15 protein-coding genes and 1 pseudogene are annotated in these 20,365 nt (G+C 61.9%); 7 read left to right on the top strand and 9 right to left on the bottom strand.

What is annotated here, in order from left to right; translation table 11 throughout:
* Window positions 1-63: 63 nt before the first annotated feature.
* Window positions 64-1,374 (bottom strand): MFS transporter, encoded by a 1,311-nt coding sequence (locus AC27VU_RS19405; RefSeq protein ID WP_201137744.1) that lies wholly within the window; start codon window positions 1,372-1,374, stop codon window positions 64-66.
* Between the two features lie 171 nt (window positions 1,375-1,545).
* Here AC27VU_RS19405 and AC27VU_RS19400 point away from each other — a divergent pair, with 171 nt between their 5' ends.
* The 5 genes and pseudogenes from AC27VU_RS19400 to AC27VU_RS19380 all read left to right on the top strand — a co-directional run bounded on the left by AC27VU_RS19400 (window position 1,546) and on the right by AC27VU_RS19380 (window position 7,240).
* Complete coding sequence (locus tag AC27VU_RS19400; protein WP_488724698.1) at window positions 1,546-2,664, top strand: sugar diacid recognition domain-containing protein; 1,119 nt, start codon at window positions 1,546-1,548, stop codon at window positions 2,662-2,664.
* A 225-nt stretch (window positions 2,665-2,889) separates the two neighbouring features.
* On the top strand, window positions 2,890-4,032 hold the full coding sequence (locus tag AC27VU_RS19395) for a glycerate kinase (RefSeq protein WP_003224644.1): 1,143 nt from the start codon (window positions 2,890-2,892) through the stop codon (window positions 4,030-4,032).
* 353 nt (window positions 4,033-4,385) lie between these two features.
* Window positions 4,386-5,153 (top strand): annotated as a pseudogene (locus tag AC27VU_RS19390) (MCP four helix bundle domain-containing protein); the annotation flags it as partial.
* Window positions 5,148-6,011: a methyl-accepting chemotaxis protein gene (locus AC27VU_RS19385; RefSeq protein WP_400496809.1), complete on the top strand. Its 864-nt coding sequence runs from the start codon at window positions 5,148-5,150 to the stop codon at window positions 6,009-6,011. The pseudogene AC27VU_RS19390 and the gene AC27VU_RS19385, both read left to right, overlap by 6 nt.
* A gap of 41 nt (window positions 6,012-6,052) precedes the next feature.
* Window positions 6,053-7,240, top strand: a complete 1,188-nt coding sequence (locus AC27VU_RS19380; protein WP_488724697.1) for a pyridoxal phosphate-dependent aminotransferase — start codon at window positions 6,053-6,055, stop codon at window positions 7,238-7,240.
* A 143-nt stretch (window positions 7,241-7,383) separates the two neighbouring features.
* Here the strand turns inward: AC27VU_RS19380 and AC27VU_RS19375 are convergent, their stop codons facing one another.
* From AC27VU_RS19375 to AC27VU_RS19340, 8 genes are all read right to left on the bottom strand, one after another.
* Window positions 7,384-8,361 (bottom strand): 2-hydroxyacid dehydrogenase, encoded by a 978-nt coding sequence (locus tag AC27VU_RS19375; protein WP_488724696.1) that lies wholly within the window; start codon window positions 8,359-8,361, stop codon window positions 7,384-7,386.
* Between the two features lie 14 nt (window positions 8,362-8,375).
* Window positions 8,376-9,674, bottom strand: a complete 1,299-nt coding sequence (locus AC27VU_RS19370; protein WP_103521730.1) for an MFS transporter — start codon at window positions 9,672-9,674, stop codon at window positions 8,376-8,378.
* A 56-nt stretch (window positions 9,675-9,730) separates the two neighbouring features.
* Entirely contained in the window at window positions 9,731-10,750 is a 1,020-nt protein-coding gene (locus AC27VU_RS19365; RefSeq protein WP_488724695.1) for a sugar kinase, read from the bottom strand.
* The gene (locus AC27VU_RS19360) at window positions 10,743-11,525 is read right to left on the bottom strand and encodes a sugar phosphate isomerase/epimerase family protein (protein ID WP_488724694.1); all 783 of its coding nucleotides are present in this window, start codon (window positions 11,523-11,525) and stop codon (window positions 10,743-10,745) included. The genes AC27VU_RS19365 and AC27VU_RS19360 overlap by 8 nt, the downstream gene beginning before the upstream one ends.
* Before the next feature lie 179 nt (window positions 11,526-11,704).
* Window positions 11,705-12,733 carry a LacI family DNA-binding transcriptional regulator gene (locus AC27VU_RS19355; protein ID WP_488724693.1) on the bottom strand — a complete coding sequence of 343 codons (1,029 nt, stop codon included), beginning with the start codon at window positions 12,731-12,733 and terminating at the stop codon, window positions 11,705-11,707.
* A gap of 166 nt (window positions 12,734-12,899) precedes the next feature.
* Complete coding sequence (locus AC27VU_RS19350) at window positions 12,900-13,541, bottom strand: DUF1345 domain-containing protein (protein WP_003224657.1); 642 nt, start codon at window positions 13,539-13,541, stop codon at window positions 12,900-12,902.
* Window positions 13,542-13,717: 176 nt separating this feature from the next.
* Window positions 13,718-16,816, bottom strand: a complete 3,099-nt coding sequence (locus AC27VU_RS19345; protein ID WP_488724692.1) for a multidrug efflux RND transporter permease subunit — start codon at window positions 16,814-16,816, stop codon at window positions 13,718-13,720.
* 15 nt (window positions 16,817-16,831) lie between these two features.
* A complete protein-coding gene (locus AC27VU_RS19340) occupies window positions 16,832-17,989 on the bottom strand; it encodes an efflux RND transporter periplasmic adaptor subunit (RefSeq protein ID WP_488724691.1) in 1,158 nt (385 codons plus the stop codon).
* Between the two features lie 276 nt (window positions 17,990-18,265).
* Here AC27VU_RS19340 and AC27VU_RS19335 point away from each other — a divergent pair, with 276 nt between their 5' ends.
* Both AC27VU_RS19335 and AC27VU_RS19330 read left to right on the top strand, forming a co-directional pair.
* On the top strand, window positions 18,266-18,967 hold the full coding sequence (locus tag AC27VU_RS19335; protein WP_003224662.1) for a response regulator: 702 nt from the start codon (window positions 18,266-18,268) through the stop codon (window positions 18,965-18,967).
* A 4-nt stretch (window positions 18,968-18,971) separates the two neighbouring features.
* Window positions 18,972-20,273, top strand: coding sequence for an ATP-binding protein (locus tag AC27VU_RS19330; RefSeq protein ID WP_488724690.1), 1,302 nt, complete (start codon window positions 18,972-18,974; stop codon window positions 20,271-20,273).
* Window positions 20,274-20,365: the final 92 nt, after the last annotated feature.

The raw sequence follows: 20,365 nt of genomic DNA, 5'->3' as shown, positions 1-20,365 counted from the left end.
AAGTGAATTATCGGCTGAGCAATCCGCCTGCAATAAACAAGGGCAAAAAAGATCGCAGCGTGTTTACGCCCGCAACGTGCGCGTCATGCGCAGCGCCAGCAAGCTCCCGCCGACGATCACACCCGCCAGCAGATACAACGCCGCATCGGTCGAACCGGTGCTGTCCTTGACCCAACCCACCAGGTACGGGCTGAGGAAACCGGCCATCTGCCCCATCGAGTTGATCAAGGCCAGACCTCCGGCCGCCGCGCCCGCGCTCAACATTGCGGTCGGCACCGGCCAGAACATCGGCAGACCGGTCAGCGCGCCCATGGTGGCAATGGTCAGACCGAGGATGGCGATGGCCGGGTTGGCGGCGAAATTCACCGCAATCACCAGGCCGATGGCGCCCATCAGCATCGGCACAACAAGGTGCCAGCGACGTTCTTTGCGCAAGTCCGCCGAGCGCCCCACCAGCAGCATGAACACCGCCGCCAGCAGATACGGAATCGCGCTCAGCCAGCCGATCACCAGGTTGTCGCTGAAGCCGAGGTTCTTGATGATCGACGGCAGCCAGAAGTTGATTGCGTACACGCCGCTCTGGATGCAGAAGTAGATCAGGCCGAAGGCCCAGATCGCCGGGTTCTTGAACACCGCGATCAGCGAGTCAGAGGTGGTTTTCGGCTTGTTCGCCAGGTCTTCGGCCTGGTCCGCCTCAAGCACCGCGCGTTCATGCGGGCTTAGCCACTTGGCGTTGGCAAAGCTGTCGCTCAGCAGGAAATAGGCGAGGGCGCCGAGGATGACCGTCGGAATACCTTGCAGCAGAAACATCCACTGCCAGCCCGCCAGTCCACCTTGCCCGGCGGCGAAGTGGTTGAGGATCCAGCCGGAAAACGGACTGCCGAGCAGGCCGGAAACCGGGATCGCCGACATGAACAGCGCCATGATCCGCCCACGGCGGAACGTCGGGAACCACTGCGAGAGGTAGAGCACCACGCCCGGGAAGAACCCGGCTTCGGCCGCACCGGTAAACAGGCGCAGGGTGTAGAACTGGGTCGGGGTGGTGACGAACAACAGGCAGGTCGACAGCGTGCCCCAAGTGATCATCATCACGGCAATCCAGCGTCTCGGACCGAATTTGGTCAGCGCCAGGTTGCTCGGTACACCGCACAGCACGTAGCCGATGAAGAAGATCCCGGCGCCGAGGCCGTACACGGTTTCGCTGAATTTCAGCGCGTCGAGCATCTGCAGTTTGGCAAATCCAACGTTGACCCGGTCGAGGTAGTTGAACAGGTAGCAGATGAAGATAAAGGGGATCAAACGCAGGGTGATGCGTTTGTAGACGGCGTTTTTACCGGCGTCGATGGTCTGGGTAGCTGCGGCGCTCTGCGACATGGCGGCTCTCTCTTTATTATGATTTTTTGCGATGCACAGGTTAACGTTGATCGCCCTGAGAGTCTCGGCCACCTGTGGCCGGATTGTCTTTGTGCCTGAGCACAGGGTTTGCCGCCAGACCCTGTGCGGGTGAACAACCGTCCGCGCCTGTTTTAAAGGATTCTAGTCGTTATGTTCGAACTCGATCACGATCTTGCCCAGGATATCGTCGACCGGGCCATGGCCATTTTGCCGTACAACGTCAACGTCATGGACAGTCAGGGTCTGATCCTCGGCAGTGGTGAGCCGGAGCGCATCAACACCCGTCACGAAGGTGCGCAATTGGTGCTGGCCAACGGGCGAGTGGTGGAGATCGACGCGCAAACCGCCGTGCATCTGAAAGGTGTGCAGCCGGGGATCAACCTGCCGCTGTTGCTCGATCAGCGCTTGATCGGTGTACTCGGAATTACCGGCGAACCGGAGCAACTGCGCACCTACGCCGAGTTGGTGCGCATGACCGCCGAAATGCTGGTCGGCCAGCGCAATCAGCAGGCCGAACAGCAATGGCGGCGGCAACGTTGCGATGACCTGCTGGCGTTGCTGTTGAGCGAAGCGGGGGACTCGCCACGCTTGGTCGATGAGGCGCAGCAGATGGGCCTCAAGCCGCAACTGACCCGGGTGCCGTATCTGTTCGAACTGGGGCTGGAGCACGGGCCGGGGCAGACCGTCGAGGCGTTGAGTGCATGGTTGACCTCGCGGTATCCGGACAGCTGGTGCGTGAGTTCGGCCAAGTCATCACTGCTGTGGTGCCGTCCGGCGAGCCAGACCGTTGAGCATGATCGCTTTCTGGAAAAACTCGATGGCCTGGGCTGGAACATTCTGCGCATCGCCGTGGGCGGGCAGGCGGACGGGTTGGCAGGGTTGCGCCGCTGTTATCGGCGGGTCGGCGATCTGCTTGCCTATGGCCGGGATGTGTTGCCGCACTCGCGCTTGCTGACTCTCAACCGCTATCGCTTGCCGGTGATGCTCTGGCGCCATCGCAACGATGATGCGCTGGATGAATTGCTCAAACCGCTGCGCAAGGTCATCGCCAAGGACGGCAACGGCCAATTGCTCGCGACCCTGCGCAGTTGGTGTGAACATGATGGGCAGAGCCAGGCGTGCGCCGATGCGCTGGGCATTCATCGCAACAGCCTGCGTTACCGGATGGAGCGGATTGCCGAGTTGAGCGGGGTTGATCCGTTGCGGCTGGACGGGATGTTGGCGTTGTACCTTGGCGTGCAATTGCTGCCGCAGACTGATCCGGGTTGATTGGGTGTTTTCACCGACGCCTTCGCGAGCAAGCCCGCTCCCACAGGAGGAACGCATTCCAGGGTGGGAGCGGTCTTGCTCGCGAAGAGGCCGGTACATCCAGCGCATATCTCGCTGGGCTTTTGTATAAATGAACAACAATCGCCAACCCCGCTTGTGCAGCGGACAGGCGTCAATGCGCATGCCGACTGGCAGCATGATGAGCATTGGAACTGGAGAATTCGCATGAAAATCGTCATCGCCCCCGATTCGTTCAAGGACAGCCTGAGTGCCCAAGGCGTTGCCGAAGCCATTGCGCTGGGGCTGGCGCAAGTCTGGCCGCAGGCGACATTGGTCAAGTGCCCGATGGCCGACGGTGGCGAGGGCACAGTGGAGTCGATTCTTGCCGCGTGTGAAGGTGAACTGCGCCGCACCCGGGTGCGCGGGCCGCTGGGTACGCCGGTCGACGCCGCATGGGGCTGGCTGCCGCACAATCACACCGCGATCATCGAAATGGCTGAGGCCAGTGGTTTGCAACTGGTGCCTACGGGGCAGCGCGATGCCTGCATCACCAGCACCTTCGGTACCGGTGAACTGATTCGCGCCGCGCTGGATGCCGGCGCGCAACGGGTAATTCTGGCGATCGGCGGCAGCGCCACCAATGACGGCGGCGCCGGGGCCATGCAGGCGCTCGGGGTGAAATTGCTCGATGCGCAAGGCCAAGCGCTGGTGCCGGGCGGTCTGGCGCTGGCGCAACTGGCGCGACTGGACTTGAGTGAACTTGATCCACGTCTGAAGCAGGTGCGCTTCGACATCGCCGCCGACGTCAACAATCCGCTGTGCGGGCCGCACGGTGCCTCGGCGATTTTCGGCCCGCAAAAGGGCGCGTCACCGGTCCAGGTGCAGCAACTGGATCAGGCGCTGGGACACTTCGCCGAGCTCTGCGCGCAAGCGTTGGGCAAGGACGTTCGCGATGAACCGGGCAGCGGGGCGGCAGGTGGATTGGGCTTTGCGGCGAAGGCGTTTCTCGGTGCGCAATTTCAGGCCGGCGTTGAAGTGGTGGCCGAGTTGGTGGGGCTGGCCGAAGCGGTCAACGGCGCCGATCTGGTGATCACCGGAGAAGGGCGGTTCGACGCGCAAACCCTGCGCGGCAAGACCCCGTTCGGCGTGGCGCGAATCGCCAAGCAACACAATGTCCCGGTAATCGTCATCGCCGGCACCTTGGGTGAGGGTTATCAGGAACTCTACGAGCACGGCATCGACGCCGCATTCGCCGTCACCAGCGGCCCGATGACCCTGGAACAGGCCTGCGCCGAGGCTCCGCGTTTGTTGCGTGAACGTGCGACTGACATTGCCCGGGTCTGGCAGATGGCCAAACTCAATAGCTGACGCCCTGAAGATGTTGTGGCGAGGGAGCTTGCTCCCGCTCGGCTGCGCAGCAGTCGTCAACCCGCCTGATGCGGAGAAACTGATGATACGTGGTGGCAGGTTATAGGGCCGCTTCGCAGCCCAGCGGGAGCAAGCTCCCTCGCCACAGAAGTAGGGCAAGCTTCAACGGTGTTTCAGTGGTGAAACACCTTGAAAAATATTTTCGCTTTACACGAAATCTTCCTAAAGCCCAGCCGATACAGAGATCAGGCGCACACAGATTCCCTCGAATGGTGACGCCGGACTGAACCCGCCCCAGGGGTCAGTGATGACGGCAAGGACGCTCGCAGCTACCTCTATCCGAGAGTCCAACCATGTCCTTGCGTAACCTGAATATCGCGCCCCGTGCCTTCCTCGGTTTTGCCTTTATCGCCTTGCTGGTGATTGTCCTTGGTGTGTTCGCCGTCAATCGCATGTCGACCATCCGCCAGGCCTCCATCGACATGGAGACCAATCAACTACCCAGCGTTGCCTACCTTGGCAAAGTGACTGAAAACGTTCTGCGTCTGCGGATTCTCTCGTTCCGTGTGCTGATCAATCGTGAGCCGGCAGCGTTGCAGGATGCTCAGGGCCGTATCAACGAACTGGTGGACAAAGTGCGCAGCGCCCAGGCCAGCTACGCCGCACTGCCTGCCGGTGGTGAAGAATTGGCGCAGTACAAGGCCTTCGCCGTGACACTGGACAACTACCTGCAAGCGCAAAACCAGATGATGGAACTGTCGCGTCAGGACAAGATCGAGGAGATGCGCACCCTGATCAACACGCGCATCAAGGACGGCACCGATCAGATGGGCGAGCAGCTCAACAAACTGATCGCAATCAACTCCGCTGACGCGAAAACCGCCTCCGGTCAGGCCGGCGAGCACTACGACAGTGCCGTGACCGGCATCGTTATCGTTGCTGTCGTCGCTGCGCTCGCTACGGTATTGCTGGCCTTGCTGCTGACTCGCAGCATCGTCACACCGCTCAATCGCGCAGTGGCAGCCGCACAAACCATCGCCAGCGGCAACCTGAGCAAAACCATCGAAGTCGATGGCAAGGACGAAGCTACGCAGTTGCTGCAGGCTCTGGCCACGATGCAGACCAACCTGCGCAAAACCATCGAACAGATCGCCGGTTCCGCCACCCAACTCGGTGCCGCGGCCGAAGAGTTGAGCGCTGTCACCGAGGAAGCCTCCCGTGGCCTGCAACAGCAGAACAACGAAATCGAACAGGCCGCCACCGCCGTCAACGAAATGACCGCCGCCGTGGAAGAGGTGGCACGCAACGCGGTGTCGACGTCCGAAGCCTCGAACCAGTCGACCCAGGCCGCCCGCGAAGGTCGCGATCAAGTGGTGAAAACCGTCGACGCGATCCAGACCATGACTCATGACGTGCAGAGCACTGCGCAAATGATCGAAGGCCTCGCCGCGCAGGGCCGCGACATCGGTAAAGTGCTGGACGTGATCCGCGCCATCGCCGAGCAGACCAACCTGCTGGCCCTCAACGCGGCGATCGAAGCGGCGCGTGCCGGTGAGGCCGGACGCGGTTTCGCCGTGGTGGCGGACGAGGTGCGTGCCCTGGCGCATCGCACCGCGCAATCGACCCAGGAAATCGAAAAAATGGTCGCCGGCATCCAGAACGGCACCGGCGAAGCGGTTTCGTCGATGCAGCAAAGCAACCAGCGCACCCAGACCACCCTGGAAATGGCCCGCGCTGCCGGTGTGGCGCTGGAACAGATCACCCAGTCGATCCACCAGATCAACGAACGCAACCTGGTCATCGCCAGTGCCTCTGAAGAACAGGCGCAGGTCTCGCGTGAGGTCGACCGCAACCTGGTCAATATTCGCGACCTGGCCACGCAATCGGCCGCCGGGGCCAACCAGACCAGCGCCGCCACTCATGAGCTTTCGCGTCTGGCGGTGGATTTGAATGCGATGGTGGCGCGGTTTGTGATTTGAGATAGGGTGAAGGCTGGAGACCGCGCAATCAGGAGACGTGCATGCGCTATTCAGCCTTGACCCAACGAATCGCCGGGGAGGGAGCAGCGGCCTGGCAGATTCACGACCGAGCGCTGGAGTTGCGCGCCGAGGGCGTCGATATCCTGCTGCTGAGCGTGGGCGATCCGGATTTCGACACGCCACTGCCGATCATCCACGGCGCCATCGATAGTCTGCTGGCGGGCGATACGCATTATTCCGAAGTGCGTGGCCGGTTGGCGCTGCGCAAGCTGATTGCCGCGCGCCACCAGCGGCGCAGCGGTCAGGTGGTGGATGCCGAGCACGTGATCGTGCTGCCCGGCGCGCAATGCGCGGTGTATTCGGTGGCTCAGTGTCTGCTGGACCCGGGGGACGAGGTGATCGTCGCCGAGCCGATGTACGTGACTTATGAAGGTGTGTTCGGCGCCTGCGGTGCGACGGTGGTGCCGGTGCCTGTACGGCCGGAAAACGGCTTTAGAGTCGATCCCGCCGATGTCGCGGCACGAATCACGCCGAAAACCCGTGCCCTGTTGCTCAACAGTCCTAACAATCCCTCCGGCGCGAGCTTGTCGCTGCTGATCTGGCAAGAACTGGCGGCGCTGTGCGTGCGCCACGATCTGTGGCTGATCAGTGACGAGGTCTACAGCGATCTGCTCTACGAAGGCGAGCACATCAGCCCGGCGAGCCTGCCGGGCATGGCCGAACGCACGGCGACCATCAACAGTCTGTCGAAATCCCATGCCATGACCGGTTGGCGCATTGGCTGGTCGATCGGCCCGAAGGTGCTGGCCGAGCATCTGGTGAACCTGTCGTTGAGCATGCTCTTCGGTCTGCCGGATTTTGTGCAGAAAGCAGCGGAGGTCGCGTTGGCAAGCGATCTGCCGGAGGTGACGCAGATGCGCGACGAGTATCGATTGCGCCGCGATCTGGTGTGCGAGCGCTTGCGTGGTTGCCCGGGGTTGCAACCGATCCGCCCGGATGGCGGGATGTTCGTGATGGTCGATGTGCGCCAGACCGGGTATGGCGCGCAGGCATTTGCCGAGCGGTTGCTGGAAGGGTACGGGGTGTCGGTGTTGGCCGGCGAAGCGTTCGGGCCGAGTGCGGCGGGGCATATTCGCATCGGGCTGGTGCTGGACCGGGTGAAACTGGCCGATGCCTGTGCGCGGATTGCGTTGTGTGCGGCGCAGCTGTTGCAGGCGCGTAGTGCCTGACAGTGTTGTGTTGCCTGAACTGGCCTCTTCGCGAGCAGGCTCGCTCCCACAGTGGATGGGTGTGTACATAATGTTATCTGTACACACCGAACCCTGTGGGAGCGGGCTTGCTCGCGAATGCAATCTGCCATTCAGCACATTTTTCAGCCCTGCCAAGCCGCCGGATTCACCAGGTTTACAGGCTTCTCCCCAGCCAAAGCCTGCAACAGATTCTCCACCGCACAGCTCGCCATCGCCTCGCGCGTCTCATGCGTCGCCGAACCCATATGCGGGGTCGCCACCACATTGTTCAGCTGCAACAACGGCGAATCATGATTCAGCGGTTCACGCTCGAACACATCCAGCCCCGCCGCGCGAATCCGCTGATGGCGCAACGCGTCGATCAGCGCTGCCTCATCCACCACTTTGCCGCGAGAGATATTGATGAAGATGCTTTCCGGGCGCATCAGCGCAAACTGCTCGGCGCCGATCAGGCCTTCGGTTTGCGCGGTCAGCGGTAGGGTCAGGCAGATGAAATCGGCCTCTTGCAGCAGCGCTTCAAGACTGCGGTACTGCGCCGCAAAACGCGACTCGACCGCCGGTTTGCGTGACTGACTGTGGTAAAGCACCGGCATGCCAAAACCGAAATGCCCACGCTGCGCCAGCGCCTCGCCGATGCGCCCCATGCCGATGATGCCCAGGGTCTTGCCGTGCACATCGGTGCCGAAATGCGCCGGGCCGATGTTGCGATGCCACTGGCCGCTGCGCACCATATTCGCCAGCTCGACTACGCGCCGGGCCGTGGCGAGGATCAGCGCGAAACCGGTATCGGCGGTGGTTTCAGTGAGCACGTCCGGGGTGTTGCTGAGGAGGATCTTGCGCCGCGTCAGGTAATCGATGTCGTAGTTGTCGACGCCCACCGAAACGCTGGCAATCGCCTGCAGTTGCGGCGCCAGGTTGAGCAACGCCGCGTCGAGTTTCAGGCTGGCGCCAAGCAAACCGTGGGCGCCGGGCAGGGCGTCACGCAGTTTCATCAGGCCGTCAGCGTCGAGGCTTTCGATCAGCGTCACTTCACACTGTTGCTGCAGACGCGACATCAGCGCTGGCGACAGTTTTTTGTACAGCACGACATGTTTTTTCATGAACAAAAATCTCTTCAGGAATGCGCCGGCACGGGACGCGTGACAACGGCTTTGGCCACGACGCGGTCACTGGCGCCGGGCTTGAGAAAAATCGTCAGCACCACAGACAGCAGCAGCGCGCCGCTCATCAGCAGGTACGAGGCACCGGGCGAACCGGTGGAGCTGTTCAGGTAACCGACCAGATACGAGCCACCGAACGAGCCGAGCGCGCCCATGCTGTTGATCAGCGCCATGGCACCGCCGGCGACGTTGGCCGGCAGGATCTCCGGAACGATGGCGAAGAACGGCCCGTACGGCGCGTACATGCAAGCACCGGCGATTACCAGCAGCGTGTACGACCACCAGAAATGCTCGGCGCCCAGAGCGTAGGAGCCGTAGAACGCAATGGAGGCGATTAGCAGCGGCGGCCAGACGAAGCGTTTGCGTTTTTGCAGTTTGTCCGAGCCCCACGACACCGCGAGCATGCCGATCACCGCTGCCAGATACGGCAGCGCCGACAGCCAGCCGGCCTCGATCATGTCCATCTGCGCGCCAGCCTTGAGGATCGACGGCAGCCACAGCACGAAGCCGTAGACGCCGATGCTCCAGCAGAAAAACTGCAGCGCCAGAATGATCACCTTCGGCGAACGGAACGCTTCGGCGTAGTTCTTCACCGCTTTGATCCCGACCTGTTCGGCGGCGAGGGCGCTTTCCAGATCGTGCTTTTCCTGCTCACTCAGCCACTTGGCCTGAGCGGGACGATCATCGGCCAGTTTCCACCAGATAAACGCCCAGATTACCGCCGGCAAACCTTCGATGATGAACATCCAGCGCCAACTGAAGTGTTGCACCAGATAGCCGGAAACCACCGACATCCACAACATGGTCACCGGATTGCCGAGGATCAGGAAGGTGTTGGCCCGCGAGCGTTCGGCACGCGTGAACCAGTGGCACAGGTAGACCAGCATCGCCGGCATGACCGCGGCTTCGACCACGCCGAGCATGAAGCGGATCACGATCAGCCAGTAGGCGTTGGAGACCACCCCGGTCAACGTGGCGAGGCCGCCCCAGAAGATCAGGCTGAAGAAGATCAGCTTCTTCACACTGTGCTTCTGCGCGTAGATCGCCCCCGGCACCTGGAAGAAAAAATAACCGAGGAAGAACAGCGCACCGAGCAATGAAGAAAGACCCGGGGTGATCATCAGGTCGGCGGCCATGCCGGACGCGGCGGCAAAGCCGTAATTGGCGCGATCCAGATACGCCAGGCTGTAGGTGATGAACACGATGGGCATGATGTACCACCAGCGGCGGGCGGCGAGGGTTGCGGTTTTCATGGTGTTGCTCCTGAGCTTGTTGTTTTTGTCGCAGCAGGTTCAAATTTTTGCGGTGATCAAGCGGGCCTCTTCGCGAGCAAGCTCGCTCCCACAGGGGAATGCATTTCAAATGTGGGAGCGAGCTTGCTCGCGAAGGCGGTTTCGAATTCAACGATGAGTTCAGACCGGGTCGGCAACCCCTCCATATCCCCGCGACTCTGCACCGCCCGACTGCCAATCCAGTTCGCGCGCTGCACGGCCTCGGCAAAACTGTGATGCTCCAGCAGGGCGCTGATCATGCCGACCGCAAAACCATCACCCGCACCCACGGTGTCGACCACGTTGGCCACTGGTACCCCGGCGATAAACCCCTGATCCAGTTGCGTGCGGTAATAGGCACCTTGCGGCCCGAGCTTGATCGCTACGGCTTCAGCGCCCTGATCGAGATAAAACGCCGCAATGTCCGCCGGATCTTCGAACCCGGTCAGCAGCCGACCTTCGCTCAAGCCCGGCAGTACCCAATGGGCGAGGGCGGCGAGGCGGTTGATCTCGCGGATCATCTCTTGCTCACTGGCCCACAGGCTTGGGCGCAGATTGGGGTCGAACGACACGCTGCGCCCGGCATGGCGCATGCGTGTCATCAGCTCGACAGACATTTCCCGAGCAGTGGCCGACAGCGCCGGTGGAATCCCGGTGGCGTGCAGATGACGCGCGCTGAGCAGGGTTTCGTTGATCGACTGCACGGACAGATGACTGGCCGCCGAACCGCGACGGTAATACTCGACCTGCGGGTCGCTGCCATCGTCGGTGCGCGACTTGAACTGGAAACCGGTCGGATGTGCGCTGTCGACCGCGACATGACTGCAATCCAGACCTTCGCTGGCCAACGTTTCCAGCACAAAGCGCCCCAGCGAATCGGCGCCAACGCGGCTCAGCCAGGCTACGTTGAAACCCAGGCGCGACAGACCAATTGCGACGTTGCTGTCGGCGCCGGCAATGCGCCGGTGAAAGTGTTCGACTTCGGCCAGATCACCGGTTTGTTCGGCGACCAGCATCGCCATGGTTTCGCCAAACGACAGAATATCGATGTCAGACATGGGCAGGCTCCAGACGGGATTGGCCGAGGCGGGCGAGGGCGGCGACGTGTTCGGTGGTCAACGCCACCAGGTCATCGCCCTGCAACGGGTATTCGGCGGCGCGCATAACGCCTTGGGCCATGTGCCGCAACAGTTGTTCCCACAAATGCAGATCGCTGACGGCGGGCGGCACCGCCACCAGTTTGCCGTCGGCACGGCGGGCCACGGCTTTGCAGTGCACATAGCCGACATGACGTCCGAGCAGGCGTGCGGCGTTGGTGGCGGACTGGTCCTGCCACTGCCAGTTGCCGATATCGAAAGTCATCTTGATCGGCAAGTTGTGCTGCTCGACCTCCGCGAAAAAACGCTGGAACGGTTCGATGCGGCCGCCCTGCAAAGTCTGGTCGTTTTCCACCAGCAGTTGCACCGGGCTGGCGCCGAGCAGCTGTTTCAGCACCTGCAAATCACAGTTGTCGGTGAAGTAACCGAGCGAGACTTTCAGCCATTTCGAGCCGAACGCCTCGGCGTGTTGCAGGGCGTTGATCAGTTCGGGATTGGGTCGCGCTTGACCGGCGAGCCACAGCTCGGTCGGCGAGGAATAGATGCTTTGCAGGCCCAGCGCCTGAGTGGCAGCTTGCAGTTGCTCGGGCACTTCGCGGGTCAGCAGCTCTTCGCGCCACTCGATGCGATCGGCACCGGCGGCGGCCAGCACGTCGATGAAGAAGTCCTGCCCGCGTTGGCGCACAAGTTCGGCGCCGTAGCTGGAAAGGCTGATGGAAACGGCGGGTTTATTCATTGTTATCTACCTCTGAAACCGGTTTCATTTTTGTTCAAAAAAATATCAGGTGGTTCTGTGATGGCCTTTCGGGCCTCATCGCTGGCAAGCCAGCTCCCACAATGTTCTGGGGGTATTGGATGGATTGCATTAACACCACAAACACCTGTGGGAGCTGGCTTGCCAGCGAAGGCGTCAGCTCAAACACCACCATTCCCTCGGGTAGACCCGCGCTCAACCAACACCGGTGCAAAATCCAGTCTGCGGGTGGGCTCAACATCCCCCCGCAAGCGCTTGAGCAAACACTCAAACGCCCGCGCGCCAATCTCGGCTGTCGGCTGGGCGAGGGCGGTAATTCCGCTGCCGACCAACGGGTACCAATCCAGGTCATCCAGGGCAATCAGCCCGACATCTTCGAACAACCGGCAACCGACTTTGCGTAAGGCCAGGGTGCAGGCCAGCGCCGCCACGCCGTTGGCGCAGAACAGTGCTTTGGGGCCGGTAGCCGTCGAGTTCAAGAAGTCTTGCAGATGCGTAGCGAGTGCGTCGCCGGTTTCCAGCACCGCCCCGGTCAACCCGGAGCGCTGGGCGATCTGCGTCTGAAAACTGCTGACCCGCTCGATCCGCGAACTGGTGCCGTCATAAGGTTCGGTCACCAGCAACACATCGCGGTAGCCGCGCTGTTCGAGGTGCGTCAGCGCCATCTCGACAGCCTGCGGGTTGTTCAGTCCGAGCATGTCGCTGTCGAGTCCTTCGACCTTGCGGTCCACCAGCACCAGCGGCATTTCCCGGTGCAGTTCGTGCAGTTCGTCACGGTGATGGCCGAGGGTGTTCACGATCAGCCCTTCGATGTTGTACGAACGCAACAGCGCCAGGTGTTGGCGTTCCTGCTCGTCATCGCGGTCGGTGTTGCACACCACCAGGCTGTAGCCATGCGCACGGCAGGCGGTTTCCACCCCGTGCATGACGGCAATCGAATAGGGGTTGCGGATATCGGCCACCAGCATGCCGATCAGGCGCGTGCGCCCGCGTTTCAGACCACGGGCCATCTGGTTCGGGCGGTAGCCCAGTTCGGCGATGGCTTGTTCGATGCGCAGGGCAGTGGCATCAGAGAGCAGCGCACGGTCATCGCCGATAAAGCGCGAGACACTGGCCTTGGAGACACCGGCGTGTTCAGCGACATCAAGCATCGTCACGCGACTGCGCTGGGCGGCGGAAAAGTCATTCACGGTCTGAAACCTTGTTATTGGATTTATCCGTTTCAGGCGCCTTGATGGCGCTGAAACCGGTTTCAGGAAACACCAGAAGCCGACGCTCCGTCAAGTGAATGCGCGTGGTACTTCAACTTGGCGCCGACGGGCGGCGCTCAGCGTTATTGAAATATCCGCGCCATCGTCAGCCAAACAGGCCCGCAGCAATATTGATCGAAAAGCCCAGAATAGCGGTGTTGAAGACGAATCCGATCAACGATTGCGCCAACACGATTTTGCGCATGTCTCGGGTGCCGACGCCGACATCGGCGGTTTGCACGGCCACGCCGATGGTGAAGGAGAAATACAGGAAGTCCCAATAATTGGGCGTGGTCAGACCTTCAGCGAAACGCAGAGCCGGTTCCTTGCCATCCCAGGTGTAAAACAGACGGGCGTAGTGCACGCAGAAAATGACACCGATCAGCAGCCACGAACCTACCACGGTGACTGCGGTGAACGCGTAATGCAGAAGTTTGTGATGGGTATCCAGATCCTTGGTGCCGGCCAGCTCCAGGGTGATGGCGGCCAGGCTGGCCAACGCCGCGATACACACCACGAACAGCACCAGTCCGGCGTTTTCGTCCTCGACGACGGCGATGCGTTTGACGTCTGGCGCTTTGGCGCGAACGGTCAGCCAGAACATCAGGATCAGGTAGGTCCAGACGCCGGCGTTCCAGCCGATGAGGATTTTGCTGACGACGGAGTCGGCAGGCACCAGAAGACCGGTGGCAAGGCCAACCAGAGCGGCGGCTGACAGGCGAGGGTGGGTGCGGGCGAGGAAGCGCATGGAGACTCGATGGGCCAGGATGTCTTTACACCTTAGCCCAGCGACGTCCGGGATGACCACTGACTTGACTGTTCAAATGACCTTGTGGGAGCGGGCTTGCTCGCGAAAGCGGTGTGTCAGCCAGATGAATGTTGACTGACACGACGCCTTCGCGAGCAAGCCCGCTCCCACAGGGTTCAGTGGTGTTTGCTGAAGCGTTGTACGAGCTTCATGACCACCACGAAGAACAACGGCACAAAGATCACCGCCAGCGTCGCGGTGATCATCCCGCCGATCACCCCGGTGCCAATGGCCTGCTGGCTTGCCGAGCTGGCGCCGGTGGCGATGGCCAGCGGCACTACGCCAAGAATGAATGCCAGCGAGGTCATGATGATCGGCCGCAGACGCAGGCGCGCTGCCTGCAACGTCGCATCGATCAGGTCATGGCCTTCGTCATACAGACTCTTGGCGAACTCGATGATCAGGATCGCGTTCTTTGCCGAAAGACCGATGATGGTAATCAGCCCGACCTTGAAGAACACGTCGTTGGGCATCCCGCGCAAGGTCACCGCCAGCACTGCGCCGAGCACGCCCAGCGGCACCACCAGCAGGACCGAGGTCGGAATCGACCAACTCTCGTACAGCGCCGCCAGACACAGGAACACGATCAGCAGCGACAGACCGAGCAGGATCGGCGCCTGACTGCCGGACAAACGTTCCTGCAGCGACAGACCTGTCCACTCCTGACCCAGGCCTTTCGGCCCTTGGGCGACCAGCCGTTCAATCTCCGCCATGGCCTCGCCGGTGCTGTGTCCGGGCGATGGCTCGCCGGAAATCGCAATCGCCGGGTAACCGTTGTAACGGGTCAACTGCGCCGGGCCTTGAGTCCATTTCGCCTGGACGAACGCCGACAGCGGCACCATGTGCCCGGCGTTGTTGCGCACGTGCATTTTCAGCAGATCATCGACCTGACTGCGCTGATCGCCTTCGGCCTGCACCACCACCCGTTGCATCCGGCCCTGGTTGGGAAAGTCGTTGACGTACGAAGAGCCGATGGCAGTGGACAGCGCGTTGCCGATGTCGGCGAACGACACGCCCAGCGCGTTGGCCTGCTTGCGGTCCACCTCCAGTTGCACCTGCGGTGCTTCGGCCAGCGCGCTTTCGCGAACGTTCATCAGCACCGGGCTTTTTTCCGCGGCGGCGAGCAGTTCGCTGCGCGCCTGCATCAATGTCGCGTGACCGAGGCCGCCGCGATCCTGCAGACGGAATTCGAAGCCGCTCGACGTACCGAGGCCATCCACCGGCGGCGGCAACACCGCGAACGCCACCGCATCCTTGATCTGGCTCAGGGCGATGTTGGCGCGATCGGCAATCGAGGTGGCGGAATCATCATGGCCGCGTTCAGACCAGTCCTTGAGGGTGGTGAACGCCAACGCCGCGTTCTGCCCGCTGCCGGAGAAACTGAAACCGAGAATCACCGTGCTGTCGCCCACACCCGGTTCACTGGCGTTGTGCGCTTCGATCTGCTCCACCACCTGCACCGTACGGTTCTTGCTCGCGCCCGGCGGCAGTTGAATGTCAGTGATGGTGTAACCCTGATCCTCAACCGGCAGGAACGAGGAGGGCAGGCGCACAAAGCACACGCCCATGCCGATCAGCAGCACGCCGTAGATCAGCAGATAACGCCCGCTGCGCTTCAGCGCGTAGCCGACCCAGCCTTGATAGCGATCGGTCAGTTGCTCGAAGCGGCGGTTGAACCAGCCGAAGAATCCCGACTTCTCATGATGCTCGCCCTTGGCAATCGGCTTGAGCAGCGTGGCGCACAGTGCCGGGGTCAAGGTCAGGGCAAGGAACGCCGAGAACAGGATCGAGGTTGCCATCGACAGCGAGAACTGCCGGTAAATCACGCCCACCGAACCCTGCATGAACGCCATCGGAATGAACACTGCCACCAGCACCAGGGTGATGCCGATGATCGCCCCAGTGATCTGCTTCATGGCCTTGCGCGTGGCTTCTTTTGGCGACAAGCTTTCGCTGGCCATGATCCGCTCGACGTTTTCCACCACAACGATCGCGTCGTCTACCAGAATGCCGATCGCCAGCACCATGCCGAACATGGTCAGCACGTTGATCGAGAAACCCAGCGCCAGCATGGTGGCGAAGGTGCCCATCAGGGCCACCGGCACCACCAGCGTCGGGATCAGCGTGTAGCGGATGTTCTGCAGGAACAGAAACATCACCGCAAACACCAGCAGCATCGCTTCGCCGAGGGTGTAGACGACTTTGGTGATCGAGACTTTGACGAACGGCGAGGTGTCATACGGAATCTTGTATTCCACGCCCGCCGGGAAGTAGCGCGACAACTCGTCCATCTTCGCCCGGATCAACGTGGCGGTCGCCAAGGCATTGGCCCCCGGCGCCAACTGCACGCCGACGGCGGTCGACGGTTTGCCGTTCAGGCGCGTACCGAACTGGTATTCCTGGCTGCCGATTTCGACCCGTGCGACATCCTTGATACGCACGGTGGAGCCGTCCGGATTGGCCTTGAGCACGATGTCGGCGAACTCTTCCGGCGTCGACAACTGCCCCTTGACCAGAATCGTCGCGGTGATTTCCTGCGAGGACGGATTGGGCAAGTCACCAATGCTGCCCGCCGAGACCTGTGCGTTTTGCGCAACGATGGCGGCATTGACGTCGGCCGGGGTCAGATTGAAACCGATCAGCTTCTGCGGGTCGATCCAGATCCGCATCGCCCGTTCGGCGCCATACAACTGCGCCTTGCCGACGCCGTCGATGCGTTTGATCTCGTTCATCACGTTGCGCGCCAGATAATCACTGAGCGCCACGTCGTCGAGCTTGCCGTCGCTGGACGTCAGGGTGATCAGCAACAGGAAGCCGGCAGAGACTTTCTCCACCTGCAAGCCTTGCTGGTTCACCGCTTGCGGCAGGCGCGACTCGACCACCTTGAGGCGGTTCTGTACATCGACCTGGGCCAGTTCCGGGTTGGTGCCGGGCTGGAAGGTGGCCTTGATCGTCGCGCTGCCGAGGCTGCTTTGCGATTCGAAGTACAGCAGGTGATCGGCGCCGTTGAGCTCTTCCTCGATCAGGCTGACTACGCTTTCATCGACGGTCTGTGCCGATGCGCCGGGGTATACGGCGTAGATTTCGATCTGCGGCGGGGCGACGTCGGGGTATTGCGCCACCGGCAATTGCGGAATGGCCAGCGCACCGGCCAACAGGATGAACAGGGCGACGACCCAGGCGAACACCGGGCGATCGATAAAAAACTGCGGCATATGAAAACGTCCTGCTTACTGACCAGAGGTCTGGGCAAGTGGAAGAGGGGTGTCGTCGATCTGCACCTTTTCGCCGGGACGGGCGTGTTGCAGGCCTTCGATGACAATGCGGTCGCCGGGCTTGAGGCCGCCGGTGACGATCCAGCGGTCGTTCTGCACCGCGCCCAGTTGCACCGGCTGCTGGGAGACGCGCATCTGCTCGTCGACGGTCAGCACCTGGGCGATACCCGCGCTGTCACGCTGCACCGCACGCTGCGGCACGGTGATGCCATTCTGCACGGTCGCTTGTTGCAGGCGAACGCGGATGAAGCTGCCCGGCAGCAGGTCGAGGTCAGGGTTGGGGAATTCGCTGCGCAGAATGATCTGGCCGGTGCCCGGATCGACGCTGATGTCGCTGAACAGCAGTTTGCCCGGTAACGGATAGAGGCTGCCGTCATCCTGAATCAGCGTGGCCTTGACCTGATCCTGACCGACTTCCTGCAACTGCCCGGAACGGAACGCGCGACGCAGTTCATTCAGTTCACGGGTCGACTGGGTAAGGTCGGCATAGATCGGGTTGAGCTGCTGAATCAGCGCCAGTGGCGTGGTTTCGTTCTGCCCGACCAGCGCACCTTCGGTGACCAGGGCACGGCCGACGCGTCCGGAAATCGGCGCGGTGACGGTGGCATAGCCCAGATTCAACTTCGCACGCTCTACCGCTGCTTTATTGGCCGCCACGTCGGCGGCAGTTTGCCGGGCATTGGCGCGGGCGTTGTCGTAATCCTGAGCGCTGATGGCCTTGTCGTCGATCAACTGCGCGTAGCGTTGCTCCTGCAGCTTGGCCTGGAACGCATTGGCTTCGGCCTTGCGCAGCGCGGCTTCAGCGCTGTCCAGGTCAGCCTTGAACGGTGCCGGGTCGATGCGGAACAGCACGTCGCCCTTTTTCACGTCGCTGCCTTCGCGAAAGGTGCCTTGCAGCACCACACCGGCCACCCGGGCACGCACTTCAGCAATTCGTGGCGCAGCGATGCGCCCGCTCAGTTCGCTGCTGATCGACAGGGGGCGGGCCTCGATGGTCTCGATCCGCACGGTGGCCGGCGGCGCTTCCTCTTCAGCCTTCGAAGACGAATCACAGGCGCCCAGCAACAGCGCAACGGCGATGAGGCCGAGCCCGGCCAGCAGATTGTTCGACATGTACTACCCCCAATATTGAAGCCCGCATCCTAAGGCCAGACGCCGAGGGTAGCGGTGAAGCTTTGTAGGCGCTGTGTGAAATTGTGTAAGGGTTTTACTCAGGGACGGGTGAGGGCGTATATCCTTTACGCCTTGAAATTTATTGCGACAGATAAACCGCCATCGCGAGCAGGCTCACTCCTACATTGGAACTGTGCCAGACACGAACCTTGTAGGAGTGAGCCTGCTCGCGATGAGGCCCGAACAGTCGCCACTGCACTTTCCTTGGAACACCCCATGCCCAACATCCTCCTGGTCGAAGACGACACCGCCCTCGCCGAACTGATTTCCAGCTACCTGGAGCGCAACGGTTATTCCGTCAGCGTGATCGGCCGTGGCGACCATGTGCGCGAACGGGCGCGGATCAATCCGCCGGACCTGGTGATACTCGACCTGATGCTGCCGGGCCTCGACGGCCTGCAGGTCTGCCGCTTGCTGCGCGCCGATTCGGCAACCCTGCCGATTCTGATGCTGACCGCCCGCGACGACAGTCACGATCAGGTGCTGGGCCTGGAAATGGGGGCCGACGACTACGTCACCAAACCCTGCGAGCCACGGGTTCTGCTGGCCCGGGTGCGTACTTTGCTGCGGCGCAGTAGCCTTGGTGAGCCGATGACGGTCAATGACCGGATCGTCATGGGCAATCTGTGCATCGACCTGTCCGAGCGCACCGTGACCTGGCGCGAGCAGCCGGTCGAGCTGTCCAGCGGCGAATACAATTTGCTGGTGGTACTGGCCCGGCATGCCGGGGAAGTGCTGAGCCGCGATCAAATCCTGCAACGCCTGCGCGGCATCGAGTTCAACGGCACTGATCGCTCGGTGGACGTGGCGATTTCCAAGCTGCGGCGCAAGTTCGACGATCACGCCGGCGAGGCGCGCAAGATCAAGACCGTGTGGGGCAAGGGTTACCTGTTCAGCCGTTCCGAATGGGAATGCTGAGCTGATGTTCAGAATCCTGTTTCGCCTGTATCTGGTGACGATCGTCTCCTACAGCGCGGCGATCTATCTGGTGCCGGACCTGGTGATCATGGCGTTCCGCGAGCGCTTCATCACCTACAACCTCGACTACTCGCGAGGCCTGCAATCGCTGATCACCCGGCAGTTTCACGCAGTGCCGCAAGACCAGTGGCCAGCGCTGGCGCAGTCGATGGACAAGGACTTCCTGCCGTTGCACATCGCCCTGGCGCGCATCGACGACGCCGATTTCACCGCCCCCGAGCAGGCACGTCTGCGCGCTGGGGAAAACGTGGTGCGCATTGGCGATTGGGGATGGCGCACCTTGGCGGTTACGCCGCTGAACGATGACGTCGCCGTGCAAATGGTGGTGCCGCCGGATCCGCTGGACGTCAACCTGTTGTACTGGAGCATCAACGTGCTGATCGGCGCGAGCATGCTCGCCTGCCTGCTGTTGTGGATTCGCCCGCACTGGCGCGACCTGGAGCGGCTCAAGGGCGCTGCCGAACGCTTCGGCAAGGGCCACTTGAGCGAGCGCACGCAGATCCCGGCCAGCTCCAACATCGGCAGCCTGGCCAACGTGTTCGACACCATGGCCGGCGACATCGAGGATCTGCTCAATCAGCAGCGCGACCTGCTCAATGCGGTCTCCCACGAATTGCGCACGCCGCTGACCCGGCTGGATTTCGGTCTGGCCCTGGCGCTGTCCGATGATTTGCCGGCGACCAGTCGCGAGCGCCTGCAAGGGCTGGTCGCACACATACGCGAACTGGATGAGCTGGTGCTGGAATTGCTGTCTTACAGCCGCCTGCAGAATCCGGCGCAATTACCGGAACAGGTAGAGGTGTCGCTGGATGAGTTCATCGACAGCATTCTGGGCAGCGTCGATGAAGAGCTGGAATCGCCAGACATCGTCATTGATGTGTTGCTGCATGGCCAGCTCGAACGCTTTTCGCTGGATCCGCGCCTGACCGCCCGGGCGATCCAGAACCTGCTGCGCAATGCCATGCGCTATTGCGAAAAACGCATTCAGATTGGCGTGCAGGTCAGCGCCGATGGCTGCGGGATCTGGGTCGACGATGACGGCATTGGCATCCCGGATGACGAGCGGGAACGGATTTTCGAACCGTTCTATCGCCTTGATCGCAGTCGTGATCGGGCCACCGGTGGCTTTGGCCTGGGCCTGGCGATCAGCCGCCGGGCGCTGGAGGCGCAGGGCGGGACGTTGACGGTGGAAAGTTCACCGTTGGGTGGGGCGCGGTTCAGGTTGTGGTTGCCGAACCTGGCTTGACCCTAAACCTGTGGGAGCGGGGGTGTGGGGGGGGGGGGGGGAGGGGGGGGGGGAGGGGGGGGGGGGGGAAGGGGGGGGGGGGAGGGGGGGGG

Source organism: Pseudomonas sp. 14P5.3.2, assembly GCF_057799175.1.
The sequence above is the reverse complement of the archived record's forward strand: the minus strand, read 5'-3'. Positions and strand labels throughout refer to the sequence as shown.